At 68.6% G+C, this 19,041-nt stretch carries 18 protein-coding genes and 1 pseudogene; 12 read left to right on the top strand and 7 right to left on the bottom strand.

The window, feature by feature from the left end:
• Positions 1-106: 106 nt before the first annotated feature.
• Both ABIE41_RS21105 and hpxZ read left to right on the top strand, forming a co-directional pair.
• Positions 107-1,279, top strand: a complete 1,173-nt coding sequence (locus ABIE41_RS21105) for an amidase (RefSeq protein WP_192642194.1) — start codon at positions 107-109, stop codon at positions 1,277-1,279.
• Positions 1,276-1,680, top strand: coding sequence for an oxalurate catabolism protein HpxZ (gene hpxZ / locus ABIE41_RS21110; protein WP_192642195.1), 405 nt, complete (start codon positions 1,276-1,278; stop codon positions 1,678-1,680). The genes ABIE41_RS21105 and hpxZ overlap by 4 nt, the downstream gene beginning before the upstream one ends.
• A 21-nt stretch (positions 1,681-1,701) precedes the next feature.
• On the opposite strand, the pseudogene ABIE41_RS21115 reads toward hpxZ, so the two are convergent.
• A pseudogene (locus ABIE41_RS21115) lies at positions 1,702-2,071 on the bottom strand (gamma-butyrobetaine hydroxylase family protein).
• A 211-nt stretch (positions 2,072-2,282) separates the two neighbouring features.
• Between ABIE41_RS21115 and moaA the strand changes: the two are divergent.
• The 4 genes from moaA (at position 2,283) to ABIE41_RS21135 (ending at position 6,303) form a co-directional block, all read left to right on the top strand.
• Positions 2,283-3,272: a GTP 3',8-cyclase MoaA gene (gene moaA, locus ABIE41_RS21120; RefSeq protein WP_465247098.1), complete on the top strand. Its 990-nt coding sequence runs from the start codon at positions 2,283-2,285 to the stop codon at positions 3,270-3,272.
• A gap of 118 nt (positions 3,273-3,390) precedes the next feature.
• Positions 3,391-3,978 carry a hypothetical protein gene (locus tag ABIE41_RS21125; RefSeq protein WP_192642197.1) on the top strand — a complete coding sequence of 196 codons (588 nt, stop codon included), beginning with the start codon at positions 3,391-3,393 and terminating at the stop codon, positions 3,976-3,978.
• Positions 3,968-5,425, top strand: a complete 1,458-nt coding sequence (locus ABIE41_RS21130) for a hypothetical protein (RefSeq protein ID WP_192642198.1) — start codon at positions 3,968-3,970, stop codon at positions 5,423-5,425. Before ABIE41_RS21125 ends, ABIE41_RS21130 begins: the two co-directional genes overlap by 11 nt.
• Before the next feature lie 113 nt (positions 5,426-5,538).
• Entirely contained in the window at positions 5,539-6,303 is a 765-nt protein-coding gene (locus ABIE41_RS21135) for a hypothetical protein (RefSeq protein WP_192642199.1), read from the top strand.
• Positions 6,304-6,314: 11 nt separating this feature from the next.
• Here the strand turns inward: ABIE41_RS21135 and ABIE41_RS21140 are convergent, their stop codons facing one another.
• Positions 6,315-7,985, bottom strand: a complete 1,671-nt coding sequence (locus tag ABIE41_RS21140; RefSeq protein WP_192642200.1) for a methyl-accepting chemotaxis protein — start codon at positions 7,983-7,985, stop codon at positions 6,315-6,317.
• A 297-nt stretch (positions 7,986-8,282) separates the two neighbouring features.
• Between ABIE41_RS21140 and solA the strand changes: the two genes are divergently transcribed.
• From solA to ABIE41_RS21155, 3 genes are read left to right on the top strand one after another with little or no spacing between them, the layout of a single operon-like run.
• A complete protein-coding gene (gene solA / locus ABIE41_RS21145; protein ID WP_192642201.1) occupies positions 8,283-9,422 on the top strand; it encodes an N-methyl-L-tryptophan oxidase in 1,140 nt (379 codons plus the stop codon).
• A gap of 19 nt (positions 9,423-9,441) precedes the next feature.
• Positions 9,442-10,344 (top strand): DMT family transporter, encoded by a 903-nt coding sequence (locus ABIE41_RS21150; RefSeq protein ID WP_192642202.1) that lies wholly within the window; start codon positions 9,442-9,444, stop codon positions 10,342-10,344.
• Positions 10,341-11,531: a multidrug effflux MFS transporter gene (locus tag ABIE41_RS21155; RefSeq protein WP_192642203.1), complete on the top strand. Its 1,191-nt coding sequence runs from the start codon at positions 10,341-10,343 to the stop codon at positions 11,529-11,531. The genes ABIE41_RS21150 and ABIE41_RS21155 overlap by 4 nt, the downstream gene beginning before the upstream one ends.
• Positions 11,532-11,554: 23 nt before the next feature.
• Here the strand turns inward: ABIE41_RS21155 and ABIE41_RS21160 are convergent, their stop codons facing one another.
• Positions 11,555-12,421 (bottom strand): NAD(P)-dependent oxidoreductase, encoded by an 867-nt coding sequence (locus tag ABIE41_RS21160; RefSeq protein WP_192642204.1) that lies wholly within the window; start codon positions 12,419-12,421, stop codon positions 11,555-11,557.
• A 145-nt stretch (positions 12,422-12,566) separates the two neighbouring features.
• Here ABIE41_RS21160 and map point away from each other — a divergent pair, with 145 nt between their 5' ends.
• The gene (gene map / locus ABIE41_RS21165) at positions 12,567-13,316 is read left to right on the top strand and encodes a type I methionyl aminopeptidase (protein ID WP_192642205.1); all 750 of its coding nucleotides are present in this window, start codon (positions 12,567-12,569) and stop codon (positions 13,314-13,316) included.
• 19 nt (positions 13,317-13,335) lie between these two features.
• Here map and ABIE41_RS21170 read toward each other — a convergent pair whose 3' ends face one another.
• The 3 genes from ABIE41_RS21170 to ABIE41_RS21180 form a co-directional block, all read right to left on the bottom strand.
• Positions 13,336-14,052 carry an ABC transporter permease gene (locus ABIE41_RS21170; RefSeq protein WP_192642206.1) on the bottom strand — a complete coding sequence of 239 codons (717 nt, stop codon included), beginning with the start codon at positions 14,050-14,052 and terminating at the stop codon, positions 13,336-13,338.
• A complete protein-coding gene (locus tag ABIE41_RS21175) occupies positions 14,049-14,777 on the bottom strand; it encodes an ABC transporter permease (protein WP_192642207.1) in 729 nt (242 codons plus the stop codon). Before ABIE41_RS21175 ends, ABIE41_RS21170 begins: the two co-directional genes overlap by 4 nt.
• Positions 14,778-14,850: 73 nt before the next feature.
• Positions 14,851-15,630 (bottom strand): transporter substrate-binding domain-containing protein, encoded by a 780-nt coding sequence (locus ABIE41_RS21180; protein ID WP_192642208.1) that lies wholly within the window; start codon positions 15,628-15,630, stop codon positions 14,851-14,853.
• 270 nt (positions 15,631-15,900) lie between these two features.
• Here ABIE41_RS21180 and ABIE41_RS21185 point away from each other — a divergent pair, with 270 nt between their 5' ends.
• Complete coding sequence (locus ABIE41_RS21185) at positions 15,901-16,578, top strand: spermidine synthase (protein ID WP_192642900.1); 678 nt, start codon at positions 15,901-15,903, stop codon at positions 16,576-16,578.
• Positions 16,579-16,587: 9 nt separating this feature from the next.
• On the opposite strand, the gene speB is transcribed toward ABIE41_RS21185, so the two are convergent.
• The gene (gene speB, locus ABIE41_RS21190; RefSeq protein ID WP_192642209.1) at positions 16,588-17,640 is read right to left on the bottom strand and encodes an agmatinase; all 1,053 of its coding nucleotides are present in this window, start codon (positions 17,638-17,640) and stop codon (positions 16,588-16,590) included.
• Positions 17,641-17,879: 239 nt separating this feature from the next.
• On the opposite strand from speB, the gene ABIE41_RS21195 reads away from it, so the two are divergent.
• On the top strand, positions 17,880-18,965 hold the full coding sequence (locus ABIE41_RS21195; protein WP_192642210.1) for a TRAP transporter substrate-binding protein: 1,086 nt from the start codon (positions 17,880-17,882) through the stop codon (positions 18,963-18,965).
• Positions 18,966-19,041: the final 76 nt, after the last annotated feature.

The raw sequence follows: 19,041 nt of genomic DNA on the forward strand, positions 1-19,041 counted from the left end.
TGTTCCTTTCGAAAGGGCCGTCCTCCGGGGCGGCCCTTTTTCTGTGGCGCCGCCAGCTGGCATCCTGCTTGCGAGTGGCTGGGCCCGGCCTTTTTCAGGATCGATCATGGACGATACCGTCAACGCTTTCGTACCCGGCACGCTGATGCCGCTCTCGGGCAAGGCCGGGTGGGCACTCGACGGGCTGAGCTTCGCGGTCAAGGACCTGTTCGACGTCGCGGGCCTGCCGACCGGCGGCGGCAATCATGACTGGGCGATGGTCAATCCGGTCCCCCAGCGCCATGCCTGGGCCGTCCAGACCCTGCTCGACGCCGGCGCCAGCTTCATCGGCAAGACGATCACCGACGAGGTGTCGCTCGGCATTCTCGGCGAGAACGCCTTCGACGGCACGCCGATCAACACCGCGGCGCCCGAGCGCGTGCCGGGCGGCTCCTCCTCGGGTTCGGCCGCGGCGGTAGCAGCGGGCCTGTGCGACACCGCGCTCGGCACCGACACGGGCGGTTCCGTTCGCGTGCCGGCGAGCTTCTGCGGGCTCTACGGCATCCGCCCGACGCATGGCCGCCTGGACACGACCGGCATGCTGCCGCAGGCGCCGAGCTCGGACACGACCGGCTGGTTCGCGCGCGATGCCGAGACCTTCGCCCGCGTCTCCACCGCGCTGCTGGGCGAGGCTCCGGGAGCGCTGCCGACGCGGCTGCTGATCGCGACGGACGCCTTCGCCTTCGCCGACCCCGAGGTGGCGGAGGCGCTGCAGCCCATGGTCGCGCGCCTGAGCCGGATCGTCGGCGAGGTCCGCGAGGAGATCATGGCGCCGCAGGGCCTGTCCGTCTGGGCGCGGGCGCAGCGCACGCTGCAGCCGGTCGAGGCCTGGAACACCTTCCGCGGCTGGGTCGAGACCGCCAATCCGCGCATGGCCTTCAGCGTCGTGGCGGGCCTGCTCAACGGCGCTAGAATGCCCGAAGGCGAGCGGCAATGGGCCGAGATGATGCGGCTTGAGGCCCGCGCGCGGCTGCGCCATCTGCTGCCGCCGGGCACGATCCTGTGCCTGCCGACGACCGCCTTCCCGGCACCGCTGCGCGGGCTGTCGCAGCCGGCGCTGCAGCCGCTCAAGGACCGGATCAGCTGCCTCTGCTCGCAGGGTGGGCTCACCGGCTCGCCGCAGGTCAGCCTGCCCGGCGCAACCGTGAACGGCGCCCCTGTCGGCCTCTCCATCATCGGCGGGCGCGGCACGGACGCCTCGCTGATCGCCGTCGCCCGCGCCATGGGAGCTGCCGCATGACCGATCTCACCCCGAACCGTCCCGAAATCGTCGCCGAGGTCTCGGCGCTGTTCGAGGCCTATGAGCAGGCGCTGATCGACAAGAATGTCGACGTGCTCGACGCGACCTTCTGGAACAGCCCGCACACGATCCGCTACGCGCTGCACGAGAACGGCTACGGCTTCGACGAGATCCATGCCCACCGCGTCGCCCGCCCGCCCGGGCCGGGCATCAAGGAAAAGCGGATCCGGCTGGAGATCCTGACGCTGGGCCGCGACATCGCCACCGTGAACCTCGAGTTCAAGGTGCGCGGGCGCGACCTCGTCGGCCGGCAGAGCCAGAGCTGGGTGCGCTTCCCGGAGCTGGGCTGGAAGGTGATCTCCGCCCATGTCTCGACGATGGATGGGCTGAAGCTCTACTGAGCCGCAGGCCCGAGGGAGGCCTCAGCGGCGGCGCTGCGGCTCCCGCGACAGGCCCTGCGCCTCCAGCGCGTCGAGATAGGCCTGGAACTTCGCATCCGCCGGTTTCACCGAGCTCGCGAAGATAGTCCCAGCCGAAGATGCCGGTGTCGTGCATGTCGTCGAAGGTTAGCTTCACGGCATAGTGACCGACCGGCTCGACCTTGAGGATCTCGACCTCGCGCTTGCCGGGGATGGTCTTCTTCTGCGTCGGGCCATGGCCCTGGACCTCGGCCGAGGGGCTTTCGACCCGCAGCAGCTCCGCGGCCAGCGCGTGGCTCGCGCCATCGTCGAAGCTGACGTGGAGGGTGCGGCGGTCCTTCGAGAGACGGATCTCGGTCGGCCAGGACGACATGATGGACACTCCGCTGGCGGTCCGCGACGATCGCTCCCGCTTGACCTCGGCGGCTGCAATGCCAATGTCTCCGGCTCAACGCAATGCCGGGATGGGTTTAAGCCTGCCGCAAACCCGGCCACCGAACGGACAGTTGCCGATCGTGCTTCTCGACAGCCCTCTGCCAGATGCCGCCGCACGGCCGGGTATCGCGCCCCTGGCGCGGCCCGTGTTGACCGACCCGTTCGGCCGCGACATCTCCTATCTGCGCATCTCGGTGACGGATCGCTGCGATTTCCGCTGCGTCTACTGCATGTCCGAGGACATGACCTTCCTGCCGAAGCGCGACCTGCTGACGCTCGAGGAAATCGACCGCCTCGCCACGGCCTTCATCGCGCGGGGAACGCGCAAGCTGCGCCTGACCGGCGGCGAGCCGCTGGTGCGGCGCGACGTGATGAGCCTGTTCCGCTCGCTCTCGCGCCACCTGACCTCGGGCGCGCTCGAGGAGCTGACGCTGACCACGAACGGCTCCCTGCTCGACCGCTACGCGCAGGAAATGGCCGATTACGGCGTGCGGCGGATCAACGTCTCGCTCGACACGCTCGACCCCGACAAGTTCCGCCAGATCACGCGCTGGGGCGATCTCGACAAGGTGCTGGGCGGTATCGAGGCAGCCCGCAAGGCGGGAATGCGGGTCAAGATCAACGCGGTTGCGTTGAAGGGCGTCAACGAGGACGAGATCGAGAGCCTGATGGTCTGGGCTCACGGCCTCGGCATGGATCTGACGCTGATCGAGGTGATGCCGCTCGGCGAGATCGAGCCCGGGCGCATCGACCAGTTCCTGCCGCTCTCGGTTGTGCGGGCCCGGCTGATGGACAAGTACAACCTCGTCGAGGACCCCTACCGCACCGGCGGGCCGGCCCGCTATGTCCGCGTTCAGGAGACCGGCGGGCTCGTCGGCTTCATCACGCCAATGACGCACAACTTCTGCGAGAGCTGCAACCGCGTGCGGCTGACCTGCACGGGCACGCTCTATATGTGCCTCGGCCAGGAGGATGCCGCCGATCTGCGCGCGCCGCTGCGCGCCTCCGCAGACGACGCGCTTCTGCACAGGGCGATGGAGGAGGCGATCGCGCGCAAGCCGAAGGGCCATGACTTCGTCATCGACCGTCGCCGCGCGAAGCCGGCCGTCGGGCGCCATATGAGCGTCACCGGCGGTTGAGGGCGATTTTCCGGCCTGGAAACCAAGCGCGACGGGGCTTTTGCCTGACGTTGCGGCGCCTTGACGCGTCGCGGCAAAGCCCCGACCTTGGTTCCGTGGTGGAGGTTGCGAGCGTCCGATGATCAGGAGCCTGTGGTCCCGGCTGCGTTCGGCCGGGCAATCCGTCTGGCATTTCGTGCTCGAGACGCAGATTGCGCGGCTCGCGATCATCGCGCGACGGCTCTGGCCGGACCTCAAGCTCCCGTCGGCACTCGTCGCGCTGCTGGTTTGCGGGTGCCTCGCTCTGGCCCTCTCGACTGCCTGGACCGTCCATCTGACGCTGTTGCCGGCCTCCCCCACCGGGATCGGGGCCTGGCTCGCCGCCGCTATTGCCTTCTTGCTCGTTCTCGAACTCGCCGCCCTGGCGGCCACGGCGGGCCTTGGCCTGACCCTGCAGCTCGCGCGCGATCTCGGCCGCCACCGGATCGCGGCCCTTCTGGCGCTGGCGACATTTCTGGCCGTCGCCGTCACGCTGCTGCGGCTGAATGCCGGCGATGCGCTCGGCGGCGACGCCGCGGCGACCTTCGGCATCACGGCCGTTCTGCTCGCGCTGACGGTCTGGTTCGAGCGTCGCTACCGCAACCCCGGCTGGCGGCGCTTCCGCGATTTCCATGTCGATGTCGTCGAGGCGCGGCGCTTCCTGATGCGAGAGGCCCATGGCGTCTGACCGCGGCACGGCCGGCGCGATTCCGCCGATCACCGCCCATCACCTCGCCGAGGTGGTGCAGGCCGGCCATCACGGCGCCCGCGACGCGCTGGACAACCAGCCGCCCGCGAGTTCCGCTTCGCCCTCGCAGACGGAGCTGACGCTGCTCTCGCGCGTCATCGAACTGTTCACCGCGATCCGGCAGGAGGCTTCCGCGACGCTCAACGGCCTCGGGGCCGAGATCGCCGCGCGGCGGGAGCAGTTCACGCAGGAGCGCTATGAGGGCCGCATCCGCTCGATCGAGGCCGCGATGCGCGCGCTGCTCAACCGCCATGGCGGAGAGCTGGAGCAGCGCGTCTACGACGCGCTGAAGGCGAAGCGCGAATACGAGTTCTTCAACTACACCCACAGGCGATCGGCCGACCCGAAGGTCGACAAATGGCAGTTCATCCTGCTGTTCCTGATCGTGCCGCTGACGCTGGAGAGCCTGCTGAACGGCAATTTCTTCGCGGAGGCCAGCGAGTTCGGTCTCGTCGGTGGCGCGGCGACAGCCGTCATCATCTCGGCGCTCAACATCGCGCTGGGCTTCCTGACGGGGCTCGGGCCGGCGCGCTACTGCCAGCATGTGCGCCCGTCGCATCTGCTGTGGGCCCTGCCCGCCTATGTCGCGCTGATCGTCCTGATCGTGATGTTCAACCTCGCCGTCGGGCATTACCGCGAGATGCTGATCGCGACGCCCGATGCCCGCTCGCTGCAGGTCCTGCCGCGGCTGATGGCGGATCCCTTCGCGATCACCGAGCTGAAATCGGCGGCGCTCGTTATCATCGGCTGCCTGGTCGCCTTCGCCGCGGCGGTGAAGGGCTATTCCGCCTTCGGGACCTATCCCGGCCATGGCGCCGCCTATCAGCGCTGGCGCCAGCGCTGGAGCGCGGTGGAGGAGGAGCGGCGCCGGCTCGATGCCGAGCTCTTGCCCGAGCTGGAGACGGTGCGCTCGCGCATCGACGGCTTCAAGGAGGACTGCGCCCGCGAAAGCACCCGCCTGCAGGCCGTGAAGGCCGCCGCCGACGAGGCGCGCGACCTCTATGGAGCCCGACTGACCCAGCTGCGCACGGCGAAGGATGCCGCGCTGATGCAGTACCGCGAGGCCAATCTGCGGGTGCGGACGGACATACCGCCGGCCTATTTCTCGCAGAACCTCAACGTGTCCGAGATCGACCAGCCGGTGGCGCTGGCCGAATATGCGGCGCTGCGGGCCGCGATCGACGATTTCGAACGTCAGCTCGCCACGATGCCGGCGCTGGTGGAAGCCAAGCTGCGCGAGCAGCTCGCCCTGGTGCGGGGGCTCGACCTGGCCGGGGAAATCGAGCGGCTGAAGGCGCGCGCCGCCGAGGCCGGGCGCGACGCCTTCGAGCAGGACGAGGCGACGCGTCGCCAGATCCGGGACGAGTTCGCCGCCGCCCCGCGCTGATCCACAGGCCGTGGCGCCGCGCAGGACCGCTCGGGTGACGCCGCCGCCCGCCCCGGCTAGACAGCCCCCGTAGCGCAGGCCCGCGCCCAGAGACGAAAGAAGACGAACGGCCGATGAAGAGCGAAAGCTGGGCGATCGTCGCCTCCATCCTCGCCGGCGTGGCGCTGGTCGGCTTCTTCGCCGCGCCCTCGCTGCTCAAGGGTCCGCCGCGGGACCCCGACAGCCTGTGCCTGAAGACGGGCGCCATCGGACACACGCTGGTCCTGGTCGACAAGAGCGATCCGTGGAGCGAGGTGCAGTCCGGACGGCTGAAACGGCTGGTCAAGCAGATCGGCGAGACCCTGCCCGCCGACCGGATGCTCTCGATCTATGTCTTCAAGGACGTGTTCGAGCCCGGCTTCCCGCCGCTGCTGTCGCTGTGCAATCCCGGACGGACCGCCAGCGAACTGATCGGCAATCCCCGCCGCGACTATCTGCGCTGGGTCGAGAAATTCGGCCGTCCGCTCGACGAGGCCCTGTCGGTGCTGACCCAGCCGGCGAAGGGCAATCTCTCGCCGATCGTCGAGGCGGTGGGCGACGTCGCCTCGCGACCCGAGACGCGCGTGCGCGAAGGCGATAAGGCGCTCGTGCTCGTCTCGGACATGCTGCAGAACTCCGGGCAGTTCACGTTCTTCGGCTCCGCGCCGGGAGCGCGCGATGGCGAGCGGCTGAAGCGCCTCGTCGGAAAGGTCTGGCAGGATTCGGACGCCCGCAGCTGGCAGCTCCAGGTCCATCAGGTCCAGGGCGTCTATGAGCCGCAGCGGCTCGAACAGGCCAGCACCCTCTGGCAGCAGGCGTTGCGCGGCTCGGGCATTCCCTTCGTCTGGGAGCGCCTCTAGAGCCCGGCGCGCTACATCCGGTAGGCCATGCGCACGCCGCCCCAGTGGCGGCCGTTGATACGGACCGGCGCATCGACCTCGCGGACGATCTCGGTCACGCCGCCGCCCATATCGCGCAGATAGGACTGGACGAGGAAAGGCCGCACCGAGCGCGCCGCCGCGATACCGGCGCGGTCGTCGAAGATGCGCCGGTTGCGGGAATGCGCGGCGTTCCAGACCGGATCGCCCGGCCGCTGCGGCATCGCATAGGCCGTGTTGTGCACGGGGATGAAGCCGTTGCGGTCGATCGGCACGGTGAAGAGCAACCGCGGATCGCGCGCCACCGTCCGGGCCAGGAGCGGCGGGAGGATCTGCTCCAGCACCGGCAGGGCGCGGTTGCGCACCTGCTGCGGGTCCGTGTCCGGCATGGCGACATAGTCGACGTCGAACAGATCGGCCTCTGTCAGCTGCTTGCTCGCCAGCGCCTCGGCGAAGCAGGCCACGACCTCGGCGGCGAAGCCCTGGGCCCGGTCGATCAGCGGACGGTAGCCCGTCTCGATCGACCCGATCATCTCGTCGAGCTGCGCCGCCTGGTCGTCGAGTTGACGGTCGAAGGCCATGTGAAGGCCGAGATCGGTTGCGGCGGCCATGCGGCAGGGCATCGGCGGAAGGTCAGCGATCTCGATCGTGCCGCGCAATCCCGGGACAAGGTTGCGCCCATCCGGCCGCACGATCAGAACGCCACCGCGGCCGAGATCGATGGTGTGGCTGGTGAAATCGTCGGGGCCCAGCTTCGCCTTGACCACATGCTCGACCGGGAATCGGTCATGGACGCGGCGGTCGGCAAAGGAGGAGTGGCGAAGAGTCGGAATGAAGCGCCGCAGCATCCCGTCCGCCAGGCTCGCGCCCTTGGCGGTCGCCCGACGGGCATTGGCACTCTCGGTCGCCGCCGAGAGCGCGACGCGGTCGATCTCCTCGACACGCTGCACCACCGTGTCGACGAAGCGCGCGGTCTCGCCGGCGTTCCGGGACAGCTCGGCGGTTGCGGTCGCCTGTTCCTGAGAGGCGTTGCCGATGGCGGCGATGACCGGGTTCACGTCCCGGACCATCTGCAGCGCGTCCGTGACGATGGCCGCAGAGCCATGGGCGGCCTGGGTGAGGCGGTCGACGCGGTTGCGGATGTTCTCCACCGCCTCACGTACCTCGACCGAGAGGACCTTGACCTCCTGGGCGACGACGCCGAAGCCGCGGCCGGCCTCGCCGGCACGCGCCGCCTCGATCGAGGCGTTGAGCGCCAGCAGATTGGTCTGGCGGGCGATCTCGGCAATGGAATCGACGATCCCGCGGATCTCGGCCGTCGCGATGGCGAGGCCGGTCATCATCTCGGTGGCCTCGCCCGCCCGCGTGGCGGCGGCGTCGAGCCGGTCGCGGGCATGGTTCATCGAGGAGCCGATCTGCCCGGCGGCATCCGACACCTGACGCGAGGCCGTGACGAGGGCGGCCGAATTGGCGCTCGCGGTGGCGGTGGCCTCGCGCATGCCGAGCACGCGCTCATGGATCACGCTGGAGCGCGTCTCGGATTCGGTGGAGTAGTGCTCGGCCTCGCCGAGATCGGCGGCAAGGCGGCGCATCGCGGCCACGACGTCCTGTTCGAGGACGGCGACGGCCTCGCGATCGACGGTATCCGTGGTTGCAACGGCCAATGCGGGGCCGGCCGCGGGCGGCGACGCCCCAGCCGAAACGGGGTCGTCGGCGTCCGTCCGGCTTCGACCGCTCAGCCAGCGTCGAACCCTTCGGTGCATCACCCCACCCAGTTCCTCAAGCCATGCCCTGTTATGGTCGGACATCGTTAACAAAGGCTCACCACCATGCCGCGACGGGCCGCCCTGCACGGGCGAGCATGGACCGTCGCGGCGCGTCGGGTTAAGGCTCGGGACGCGGCTTGCCTGCCGCTCCCGTCGATCCCTCCCCTCCCGCATCACCTGCCGAGCGAACCTCCGATGAACAGCAACAGCTATGACGTGATCGTCGCAGGTGTCGGCGCCATGGGCTCGGCCGCCTGCTGGCATTTGGCGCAGCGCGGCCTGCGCGTCCTGGGGCTGGAGCGCTTCGATCTCGGCCACACGATGGGCTCCTCGCACGGGCTGACACGGATCATCCGGCTGGCCTATTTCGAGGGCTCGAAATATGTGCCGATCGTCCAGCGCGCGCATGAACTCTGGCGGAAGACGGGCGATGAGGCCGGTCTGAAGCTGCTGCATGTCACCGGCTCGCTCGATCTCGCGCCGGCCGGCGCCGGCCAGGTCGAATCCTCGCTGCAATCCTGCCTGGACCATGGGCTCGAGCACGAGCAGCTCGACGCGAAGGAGCTCGCGCGGCGCTTTCCGGGCTTCACCCTGCCATCGGGCCATATCGGGCTTTGGCAGCCGGGCGGCGGCTTCGTCGCCTCCGAGAAGGCGATCTTCGCCCATGTCGGCCTCGCCCAGTCGCGCGGCGCCGAGATCCGCACCAACGAGCCGATGCTCGACTGGTCGCCGACCGCCGATGGCGGGGTGACGGTGCGGACGGCGCGCGGCACCTACAGCGCCGGACGGCTGGTTATCACCTCGGGCGGCTGGATCGCCGATGCCGTGCCTTCGCTGGCGCAGACGGTGACGACGGTGCGCCAGGCGATCGGCTGGTTCACCACCCGCAAGCCCGAGCTCTACCGCGAAGGCGTCTTTCCGGTCTTCATCCTCACCGTTGAGGAAGGCAATTTCTACGGCTTCCCGCTCTACGAGCATCCCGGCTTCAAGCTCGGCGGGCCACATTTCGGACGCGAGCCGATGGATCCGCGCGAGGACGACCGCACGCCGAGCCCGCGCCAGGTCGAGCTGATCCGCGCCTGCCTCGCCCGCTATCTGCCGGATGCGGCGGGCGAACCGCTGACGCTGAAGGGCTGCCTCTACAGCGTGACGCCGGACGAGGATTTCATCATCGACAGCGTGCCCGGCGTGCCGCAGGCGGTCTTCGCCTCCTGCTGCTCGGGGCACGGCTTCAAATTCGCCAGCGCGATCGGCGAGATCCTGGCCGATCTCTCCGACAGCGGGCAATCGCGCTTCGACCTCGCGCCCTTCTCGCTGGCGCGCTTCGCGGCCTGAGACGAAAGAACCGAGCCGCGTGGCCAGCCCCGAGCAGAACCGAAGCGGCATCATCGCCATGCTGGCCGCGATGGCGCTCTTCGTCTGCAACGACGCGCTGATGAAACTCGCCCGTGAGGTCTATCCGGCCGGCCAGGCGATCACGCTGCGCACGGGCTTTGCGCTGCTGAGCGCGCTCAGCCTCGTCATTCTGTTCAAGGAAGGCCCCAAGCTGCGGCTGGCGTTCCGGCCGATCGTGCTGCTGCGCGGGCTGATCGATGCCGGCGTGACGCTGACCTTCATCTGGGCGCTGGCCGAGATGCCCTTGGCGGACGTGACCGCCATCCTGCTGGCATCGCCGATCATCATCGTGGTTCTGGCCGTGGTGCTGCGGATCGAGCGCGTCGGCTGGCGCAGGACGCTGGCTGTCTTCCTCGGCTTCTGTGGCGTGCTGGTCGTGCTGCGGCCTGCGACGGATTCCTTCAACGCCGCGGCCCTCGTCGCCCTGATCAGCGCCGCCATGGCCGCCGCGCGCGACCTGCTGACCCGGCGGATCGGCAACGAGATCCCCTCCACGGTGATCGCGCTGATGACGACGGCGATCGTCGGCCTCGTCGCCTGTGCGTATGGGTTCTTCGAGGTCTGGCAGCCGGTCTGGCGGCGCGAGACGGGCTATGTCGCGGCCGCGGCCGCATTGATGACCGCGGGCAGCATCTGCATCATCAGCGCTTACCGCAACACCGATGTCGGGGTCGTCTCGGGCTACCGCTATTCGGTCGTCATCCTGGCGGTGATCATGGGCTATGCCGTCTGGGGCCATGTGCCCGATGCGCTGGCGGGGCTCGGCATTGCGATGATCGTGGCGAGCGGGCTCTACACCATGCACCGGCAGCGGGTCGTGCCGCAGTCCCAGCTCAAGCTGCCGAGCACGCCCCCGACATGAACGCCAGCGCCCTCAAGCCGACCCTCACCGTCCTGGTCGCGATGTCGGCTCTGCAGCCGATCGCGCTCAACCTGCTTGCCCCCGCCGCACCGGCGCTGTCGCGCCATTTCGGCTCGAGCTACGCCACGATCCAGCTTGCACTGACCTTCTTCCTCGTCGCCGTCGCGCTGACCCAGCTCGTCAGCGGCCCCCTCTCCGACCGGTTCGGCCGGCGGCCCTGCGTCAATGCCGGCATCGTGCTCTTCATCGCCGGCTCGGTGCTCGGGGCGCTCGCTCCCTCGATCGAGGTGCTGCTGCTGGCCCGCGTGCTGGAAGGCGCAGGCTCGGGCTCCGTCTTCGCGCTGTCGCGCGCCATCATCCGCGACACCGCAAGCCGCGACGAGGCGGCCAGCCAGATCGCCACGGTGACGATGGTGATGGTGGTCGCACCGATGATCGCGCCCTGGCTCGGCGGGCAGATCGAGACGGCGCTGGGCTGGCGGATGATCCTCTGGTTCATGGCGGCGAGCGGCGTGGTCACGCTGATGCTGACACTCGCCCGCCTTCCCGAGACCGCGCCGAACCTGGGGCAGCGCACGCCGCTGCTGGGGGTCTTTCGGGCTTTCCCCGAGCTGATAACCAACCGCGTTTTCGTCCTCAACGTGGTGGCCGTCTCGACCAGTTCGGCGACCTTCTTCGCCTTCATCGCGGCAGCGCCCTATATCGTCGTCGAGACGATGGGGCGCGGCAGCGACACCTATGGCGCCTTCTTCATCCTCAATGCTGCGGGATACATGGTCGGCAACTTCGCGATGGCGCGGCTGGTGGTCAAAATCGGCGCGCCGCGCATGGTGCGGCTGGGGCTCGTCATTTCTTCGATCGCGATGACCGTCGCGGTGCCGTTGTCGCTGAGCCCCGCCTGGTCGCCGCTGATGCTGTTCCTGCCGCTCGCGATCAACTCGATCGGCAACGGCATGACGATCCCCGGTTCGACGGCGGAGGCGCTCTCCGCCAGACCGGAACTCGCCGGGTCGGCCGCCGGCCTGATGGGCGCGATCCAGCTCGGGCTCAGCGCGCTGATGACGGTGCTGATCAGCTGGCTGGTGACGATCTGGCCACCCTCGCTGGTGGTGCTGATGTGGGTTCTGACCCTGACCGGACTCGTGGCGGTCTATTTCGGCCGGCGTGGCACGAGCCCACGCCGCTGACGCGGCGCGGGCTAGCCATATCCTCAGTCTTCCAGGCGGGCGATCAGGCTCGAGGTGTCCCAGCGACGGCCGCCGAGCTTCTGGACCTCGGCATAGAACTGGTCGACCAGCGCGGTGACGGGGAGCTGCGCCCCGTTGCGGCGAGCCTCCTCCAGCACGATGCCGAGATCCTTGCGCATCCAGTCGACGGCGAAGCCGAAATCGAATTTGCCGGCATTCATCGTCTTGCCGCGGTTTTCCATCTGCCAGGAGCCGGCAGCGCCCTTCGAGATCACCTCGAGCATGGTCTCGACGTCGAGACCGGCGCGCTTGGCGAAATGGACGCCCTCGGACAGCGCCTGGACGAGGCCGGCGATGCAGATCTGGTTGACCATCTTGGTGAGCTGGCCGGAGCCGGCAGGGCCCATCAGCTTGCACATGCGGGCGTAAGACCCGATCACCGGCTCGGCGCGGGCGTAAGCCTCGGGCTCGCCACCGCACATCACGGTGAGAACGCCGTTCTCCGCACCCGCCTGGCCGCCGGAAACCGGTGCATCGACGAAGCCGAAGCCGCCGACCTTCGCCGCCGCGGCGAGTTCGCGCGCGACATTGGCCGACGCCGTGGTGTGGTCGACGAAGATCGCACCTTTTTCCATGCCTGCGAAGGCGCCCTGCTCGCCCAGCGTCACCGAGCGCAGGTCGTCATCATTGCCGACGCAGGCGAAGACGATCTCCTGGCCCTTCGCCGCGTCGGCGGGCGTGGGCGCCGAGACGCCGGCATGCTGCGAGACCCAGGCCTGAGCCTTCGTCGGGTTGCGGTTGTAGACGGTGACCTCGTGGCCCTTGGCCTTGAGGTGACCCGCCATGGGATAGCCCATGACGCCGAGACCGATGAACGCGACTTTGGCCATGTTTCGCTCCGCTGGATTGTTCTGATTTCGATCAGCGCTTTACCCTGCGGCCGGCGCTCTGCAAAGGCGCGCGGCTGTGCTGCCGCATATGCGCGATGACGCGGTGTCGGTTGTGAGCGTTCCGGGATGCGGCTAGGCACCCGCCATGACGATCTCGAACGACGACGACCTCAAGAGCCTGCAGGACATCGGCCGCATCGTCGCGCAGACGCTGGCCGCCATGGGCAAGGCAATCGAAACCGGGATGACGACCGCCGAGCTCGACCGGATCGGGCGGGCCCTGCTGGAGCGCGAGGGTGCGCGCTCGGCGCCGGAGCTGGACTACGACTTCCCCGGCGCGACCTGCATCAGCGTCAATGACGAGATCGCCCATGGCATCCCCGGCGCGCGGCGGATCGAGGCCGGCGACCTCATCAATATCGACGTCTCCGCCGAGAAGGCCGGCTTCTATTCGGACACGGGCGCTTCCTTCGCCGTGCCACCCGTGGCCCGCAGGACGGAGCGGCTCTGCCGCGACGGGCGGCGCGCGCTCTGGGTCGGGATCGGGCAGGTCGGCGCCGGCAAGCCGCTGTCAGGCATCGGGAATGCGATCGGCCGCTTCGCCGAGAAGAACGGCTATACGCTGGTGCGAAATCTCGCGAGCCACGGCGTCGGGCGCTCGCTCCACGAGGAGCCGAAGGAACTCGCCACCTGGCCAGACCGGTCCGAGCGGCGGGTGATGCAGAAGGGCCAGGTCTTCACCATCGAGCCCTTCCTCTCGCTGGGCGCGAACTGGGCCGAGAACGGCGATGATCCGTGGACGCTCTATGGCGAGCCGCGCGCACCCACCGTGCAGTACGAGCACACGCTGGTGGCCACCGCCAATGGCGCGATGGTGCTGACGCTGCCGGCCTGACCGCGACCGCGGCCGGCCCTCAGCGCAGGGCCATGTGGCGCGTCAGCCTCAGCTCCAGCCGGTCCCAGACGCGGCGGACGATCTCGACAAGCAGCAGATAGATCAGCGCTGCGTAGAGGTAGATCGACAGGTCGAAGGAGCGCGAGAAGGCGAGCCTCGTCGCGCCCATCAGGTCGTAGAGGGTCACCAGCGAGGCCAGCGCGCTCGACTTGATCATCACGATCAGCTCGTTGCCGAGGGGGCGCAGCGCCAGAATCATCGCCTGCGGCAGGATGACGTGGCGCAGGCTCGACCAGCGGTGGAGGCCGAGCGCCAGTGCGCCCTCGAACTGGCCGCGCGGGATGGACTGGATGGCGCCGCGAAGGATCTCGGCCTGATAGGCGGCCGTGTTGATCACGAAAGTCAGCAGCGCGCAGTAGAAGGGTTCGCGGAAGAACCACCACAGGCCGATATCGGTCCAGAACAGGCGGAACTGGCCGAGCCCGTAATAGACCAGGAAGAGCTGGCAGAGCAGCGGCGTGCCGCGGAAGAAGGTGGTGTAGCCGTTGATCAGGGCCTGCGCCCAGCGCGGCCCGTAGAGCCGCGCCACGGCGAGCCCGATCGCGAGCAGGAAGCCCAGCGACACCGAGATCGCAACGAGCTGGAGCGTCAGCCCGACGCCGGTGGCCATCCGGCAGCCATAGTTCTGCAGGACCTCGCTGCCGACGGCCCAGCCGGGATACTCGCACCAGGTCATCGCGTCGTGCCCCCGAAGGCGGCGATGCCGCGGTTGGCGCGGGCCTCCATCCGGCCGATGCCCCAGGCCGAGATCATCGAGAAGACCAGATAGATCGCCATCGCCGCGCCGAAGAACAGGAACGGCTCCTTGGTCGCGACATTGGCGCGGGTGGTGATGAACATGATGTCCGGCAGGGTGATGACCGAGACCAGCGAGGTCTCCTTCAGCAGCACCATCCAGTTGTTGCCGAGGCCGGGCAGCGCGACGCGGATCAGCTGCGGGAAGACGACGAGGCGGAAGGCTTGGCCCTTGGACAGGCCCAGCGCCGCTGCAGCCTCGCGCTGGCCCTTGGGAATCGAGTTGAGCGCGCCGACCCAGACCTCGCTGGAGAAGGCCGACAGCACCACGCCGAGCGCGACCATGCCGGCGACGAAGGGCGGCATCGAGAAGGAGCCCGGCAGGCCGAGCCAGCGCCAGGCCTCCTGCAGCAGGACCTGGACGCCGAAATAGATGATGTAGAGCGTCAGAAGCTCGGGCACGCCGCGGAAGACGGTGGTGTAAGCCGTTGCCAGCATGCGCGGCACAGCGCGCTGCGAGCGGGCTCCGAGCGCGACGATCAGCCCGAGCGCGAGGCCGAAGGGAAGCGTCGCGAGCGCGATTGAGATGGTGATGCCGGCGCCCTGGAGCAGAGCGAGCCCCCAGCCGCCATCGCCGAAACCGAGGAGCGCGAACTTGTCGAACATCGATGGGGGGTGCCGGGCCTTGGAAGCGTGAACCGGCGCGGGGGAACCGCGCCGGCCGCGAATGCCGAACCGATCAGAGGATCGGGATCTTGAAATACTTGTCGGCGATCTTCTTGTGCGAGCCGTCGGCGATGGTCTCGGCGATGGCCTTGTCGAAGAGCGCCTTCAGCGCGGTGTCATCCTTGCGCACGGCGCCACCAACGCCGGGGCCGTGGATCGCGGGATCGCGGGTGATCTCGCCGATCTTCTTGCAGCAGTCCTTGCCCTTGCCGTTGAGGAAATCCTCGAGCGAGAGCGAGTCGGCGATGATGTAGTCGAGGCGGCCGCTGAGCAGGTCGAGGTTCGCCTCCTCCTGCGTCGGATAGGGACGCGCGGTGGAATCCTTGTAGACCTTCTCGACATAGTTCGAATGGACGGTCGAGCCCTGCACGCCGATGGCCTTGCCCTTCAGGGCGGCGGGCGAGACGTCGGTCGAGGTCGTCGTCTTCGGGCCGATGATCCAGATCGGCGTCTTGGTGTAGACCGAGGTGAAGTCGACGCGCTTCTTGCGCTCGTCGGTGGCGTTCATGCCGGCGATGATGATGTCGTACTTGTTGGAGAGCAGCGCCGGGATGATGCCGTCCCAGTCCTGCACGACCCAGGTGCACTTCACCTTCATCCGCTCGCAGAGCAGGTTGCCGTAGTCGATCTCGAAGCCTTCCAGTTCCTTCTTGGCGTTCAGGTTGTTGAAGGGCGGATAGGCGCCTTCGGTGCCGATCCGGACTTCCTTCCACTCCTTGGCCTGCGCCAGGGCGCCGCTGGCTCCGACGGCCGTCAGCAGCGCGACGGCGATGACTCGTGCGAAACCTTTCATGGTACCTCCCATTGGGTTCGGCCGGCCGGGCTTTCGCGGTCCCGTTGCCGGCTCTGCCCACAGATTGGGCGATGCCGCGGGCAGGCCGCAAGTGGGCGCGAGCAGCTTTTGTGAGCCCGCGCGCCGAATTATGCGGCAGGCTCCCCGCCCGGTGCGGCAATGCGGAACCAGCCCGGCATCGAGGACACGGCTCTGGACGACGGCGCCGCGCTCTCCTACCACCCCCGCATCCTCCCGCGCCGGGAGCCCCTCCGACCGCGAGACGAGCCCGTGATCCCCTGGACCCTGCTGGACACGGCCACCCTGCCCGGCGCCGCAGGACGCGAATTGCGGCTGAAGCGGCGCGGCGCCGAGTTCTCGATCATGCTCGGCACGATCGAATTGATGAACAGCCGTCTCAGCGGCTCGGAAGAAGCCCTCGCCACGCTCGTCGCGACGCGGCTTGCCGGGCGGACGAAGCCGCGCCTCCTGATCGGCGGGCTCGGCATGGGCTTCACCCTGCGCGCGGCGCTCGCGAGCTTTCCGGCCGAGGCCGAGATCACCGTGTCGGAACTGATTCCGGCCGTTGTCGAATGGGCCAGGGGGCCGATGGCGGAGCTGTTCGCGGGCTGCCTGGACGATCCCCGCGTCACCATCGCGGTGCAGGATGTCGGCCGCGTCATCGCGGACGGCGCCGGGCGCTACGACGCGATCCTGCTCGATGTCGACAATGGGCCGGAGGCGCTGACGGTCGCCGCCAATGACCGGCTCTACGAGGATGGCGGCCTCGGCCTGGCCAAGGCGGCGCTGCGCTCCGGCGGCATCCTGGCGGTCTGGTCGCAGGGTCCCGACCGGCGTTTCACGGGGCGGCTGCGCCATGCCGGCTTCGCCGTCGAGGAGGTGATGGTGCGGGCCCATCGCGGCAAGTCCGGAGCCCGCCACATCATCTGGCTGGCCCGGAAAGCGTGAGCGCCCCTCTCAGGGCCGCCCCTTACCCAGCGCCCTCGCCTCGGTGATCAGGCAGAGTTCGGTGAAGAGCACCTGTGCCGCGCAATGGGCGGTGTTGGAGGTTGCGTCATATTGCGGGGCGATCTCCACGACGTCGGCACCGACGATGTCGGCGCCCTTCAGCCCGCGCAGGATGGCGAGCGCCTCGCGCGGCGTCAGCCCGCCGACTTCGGGCGTCCCGGTACCCGGCGCGAAGGCGGGGTCGAGCGAATCCACGTCGAAGGAGACATAGGTCGGCCCGTCGCCGATGACGGCGCGCGCCCTGGCGATCACGGCCTCAATGCCGAGCCCGTCGACCTCGTCGGCATGGATCACGGTCATGCCGCTCTCATAGGAGAACTCCCAGAGATATTCGGCACCGCCGCGGATGCCGATCTGGATGACGCGCTGCGGATCCAGCACGCCGTCGAGCACCGCCTGCCGGAACGTCCCGCCATGGTGGAACTTCGAGCCCTCATAGGGGCCGGACGTGTCGCAATGGGCGTCGATATGGACCATGCCGACCGGGCGCCTGGCGCCGACCGCCCTGAGGATCGAATAGGTGATCGAATGGTCGCCGCCGACCGCGAGCGGCGAGACGCCGGCCTCGACGATGGTGCGGAAGGTCGCCTCGATGTCCTCGTGGCAGCTTTCCAGCGAGTAGCGCGAGCGAAAGGGCACGTCGCCGATATCGGCCGCCTTCAGCATCGTCAGCGGTGCCGTGCCCATGACGTGATCCATCGGGCCGATGCGCTCGATGGCGCGCACGGCACGGGGGCCAAGGCGCGTGCCGGCGCGGTTGGTGACGCCGAGATCCATGGGCAGGCCGATGATCGCAACGTCGAGGCCGCCGAGACCCGGGGTGCTGAGGGCATCCGGGCGATAGGGCGCGCCAAGGAAGGTCGCGACATCCGAGAAGGGCCATTTGCGCTTGTCGCCCTGGAACTGGCCGGCGGCGACCCTGGCGAAGTGGGGATCGTGAATATCGGCGCCGCTGGCCCCGGCGTAGCGCTGCCTCAGCTGCGCGAGCTTGTCCTGATCCATGCCCTGCCTCGTTGCGTCCTGCACCGGGGGCGGCGGCCGCCCGTGACGGCAGCGGTTGTAGCCGAGCTTTCGGGGCCTGCCAAAGCATGAGCCGCCCTAGCTGAAAGTCGAAGACCACCTCAGCGAAAAGGCTCGCGAATGGCGCAGCGTTCCTCTAGAAAGCTGAGCAAGTCTCAATGCTTGGCGAGGGCGGATGAACCGCCCCCCAACCGCCACAACTCTCGAGGAGATGTCCCCCTATGAAGCGTCGTCAGTTTATCCAGACCGCCACCGCCGGTGCCGCCGCCGCCGCGATCGCCTCCCCGGCTGTCGCCCAGGCGAACCCCGAGGTGAAGTGGCGCCTGGCCTCCTCCTTCCCGAAGTCGCTCGACACGATCTATGGCGGCGCCGAGGTCATGGCCAAGATGGTCTCGGACCTGACCGACGGGAAGTTCCAGATCCAGGTCTTCGCGGCCGGTGAAATCGTGCCGGCGCTGCAGGCTGCCGACGCCGTGACCAACGGCACGGTCGAAATGTGCCACACCGTGTCCTACTACTATGTCGGCAAGGACCCGACCTTCGCGGTGGCGGCGTCCGTGCCGTTCGGCCTGAATGCGCGCGGCCAGAACGCCTGGCTCTACCAGGGCGGCGGCAACGACCTGTTCAACGAGTTCTACAAGAAGTTCAACATCTACGGCCTGCCCTGCGGCAACACCGGCGCCCAGATGGGCGGCTGGTTCCGCAAGGAGATCAAGACGCCTGCGGACCTGCAGGGCCTGAAGATGCGCATCGGCGGCATCGCCGGCCAGGTGCTGGCGAAGCTCGGCGTCGTGCCGCAGCAGATCGGCGGCGGCGACATCTATCCGGCGCTGGAAAAGGGCACGATCGACGGCGCCGAGTGGGTCGGCCCCTATGACGACGAGAAGCTCGGCTTCTCCAAGGTCGCCCCGTTCTACTACTATCCCGGCTTCTGGGAGGGCGGCCCGACCGTGCACGCCTTCGTCAATCTCGAGAAGTGGAACGCGCTTCCGAAGACCTATCAGGCCGCGCTGACCGCCGCCTGCACCTACGCCAACACTCAGATGGCCGCCAAGTACGACGTGCAGAACCCGTCGGCGCTGAAGCGTCTGGTCGGTGCCGGCACGCAGCTGCGTCCGTTCTCGCAGGAGATCCTCGAAGCCTGCCTCAAGGCCTCGAACGAGCTCTACAGCGAGATCTCCGCCAAGAACCCCGACTTCAAGAAGGCCATCGAGTCGATGGCTGCCTTCCGCGGCGACCAGTATCTCTGGTGGCAGGTGGCGGAGCTCAGCTTCGACGTCTTCCAGGTGCGCTCGCGCGCCCGCTGAGGCTGGCCCGCCTCCGGGCGGTCTGCCACGCCTTCTGTTGCGAAAGCCCGGCCTTGGCCGGGCTTTCTGCGTTTTG

Source organism: Bosea sp. OAE506, assembly GCF_040546595.1.
Classification (GTDB): Bacteria; Pseudomonadota; Alphaproteobacteria; order Rhizobiales; family Beijerinckiaceae; genus Allobosea.